At 44.8% G+C, this 1,833-nt stretch carries 2 protein-coding genes; both read right to left on the reverse strand.

The window, feature by feature from the left end; all coding sequences use genetic code 11:
* Positions 1-351 precede the first annotated feature (351 nt).
* Entirely contained in the window at positions 352-792 is a 441-nt protein-coding gene (locus DFR44_RS11285) for a hypothetical protein (protein WP_133621663.1), read from the reverse strand.
* Positions 793-801: 9 nt separating this feature from the next.
* On the reverse strand, positions 802-1,833 hold a 1,032-nt coding region (locus DFR44_RS11290; protein ID WP_211336973.1), incomplete at its 5' end, for an RHS repeat domain-containing protein.

Below are 1,833 nucleotides of genomic sequence, written 5' to 3' on the forward strand. Positions count from 1 at the left end.
CTCGTTGCCCGCCGCGTCAATGCGCTCGGCGACTAACCCTGCAACGCTGTAGCGGTAGTTGGTTGGACGGTCTTTCGCGTCTGTGTGTGTGAGTAATCGACCTTCGCCATCGTGCATGAAACGTTCGACGGTTTCATCTGGATGCGTAATCGATTCTAAATGCCCTGCGTTCTTGCCGATGTGGGTGTAGGTGTAGCTGGTGACCTCGCCTGCGGCGTTGGTTTTATCCTTTTGTTTAAATGCAGAAAACCCAAGCGGTACAAAGCACGCTTGGGTTAGGTGACGGTAAAGAGATAATAAGGAGGGGGAGCATTGATTTAGACTTGTGGCGGGTTGCTGGGTGAATACGCCTTACGGGTTGAAGCACACCCTAATTTTTGATGGGTCTTTTATATCCAACTGCCATACCCATTTCTTATCCTTATCGCTGAGTTCAATCAAATTTTCTTCCTTAAGCTGACAACTTGTAAATTCTTCAGCATTCCCAAGAAAAAGCATCCATTTTGGTGAGTCATTTTTTACGTAAGCAAAAAAAGCATCTTCCTCAAAATTACCGCCTCCAAATGCAACAAAACCTTCTTCAGAGCCTACTTCTATAAGACCATTTATATGAATATTTGTCACATAATTAGCCCCTTTTTCATTTAAGAATGTGTCAACAGTTATTTGATTAGAAAATTCAATTTTCTCAAAACCGTCGAACTTCACCGATAGCATTCTGCCATCATCATATAATATTCCATTAAAAATTGGGCAAACTTGTTTCTGCCAAAAACTATCTAATGCTTTCATAACATATTCCTATAAAAATTCAGGTAATGAGTTTAAACCTTGTGGAGGAACGGCAGGATTGTTACGTGGATCGTTTCTTCTCAATTCAAATGCCTGCCCCCAAGTCTTCCCTTTAATTGGACCAGGAGAATTAGCATTTACTATTCCAACCGGGACGCACTTCTTACCTGCTAGACGAGCAGCCGCTAAACGTCGGTTATCATAACTAACATATTGTCCACCAACATTCATAACTCTGATTTTTGAACCCTCTTGCCCCCAATCCCATTCATTATTTTGCATTTTTTCTGCATAAGTACTTGCTCCCTTTGCACCAGAACCTGTTACCGTTCTTTGGCTAAAATTAATATTTTTTGGATCCATCTCGCCCGAAGGGCAAGAACACTTCGCACATTGAGAACCAGTCGCAGCCCCGACACCTGTTTTATTTGTCGAGTTAGCAGGCTTCTTCTGTAACCCCAACGGATCGACCCACTCAGTAGGATTCGGTGCATATTGATGCACATTCACCCCGCCAAGTAATCCAATCGGATCCCTAGAAACAAACCGCCCCGAATGCGGATCATAATACCGATGCCGATTGTAATGCAGTCCTGTCTCATGGTCAAAGTATTGACCTTGGAAACGAATCGGATTGGTAAATCCAGCACGTTGAGCCGCCTTTGAAATGACTTCCTTCGCCATGCCCCAAGCTTTATAGTTCGCCGTCCACACCGCTTCACCATCCATATTGGTCAGCTCCTGCGGTGTACCCAAGTGATCGCATTGGTAAAAGGCAATCTGCTTAAACTGCTGGACAAACTGTTCAGCTTGATAGCTCCACACAGGGTCACGGTCGATGTCGTAGCCTTGGGGCGAGTTAATCATCGCTTGATAATCAGGCGTAGGTAATAGATGAATGCTGCCGTTGCTAACGGCCTGCATCATCGGCACAAACGAATTCGGTTCATAAATGTAATGCGTGGTGCGGCTGTTATCAAACGCCTGTTCAAGTTGCCCCGTATGCGCATTGACCTGTTGGCGTTGGCCATAGGTGGATTC

Origin of the sequence: Hydromonas duriensis (assembly GCF_004363775.1) — a bacterium.
Taxonomy (GTDB): Bacteria; Pseudomonadota; Gammaproteobacteria; order Burkholderiales; family Burkholderiaceae; genus Hydromonas; species Hydromonas duriensis.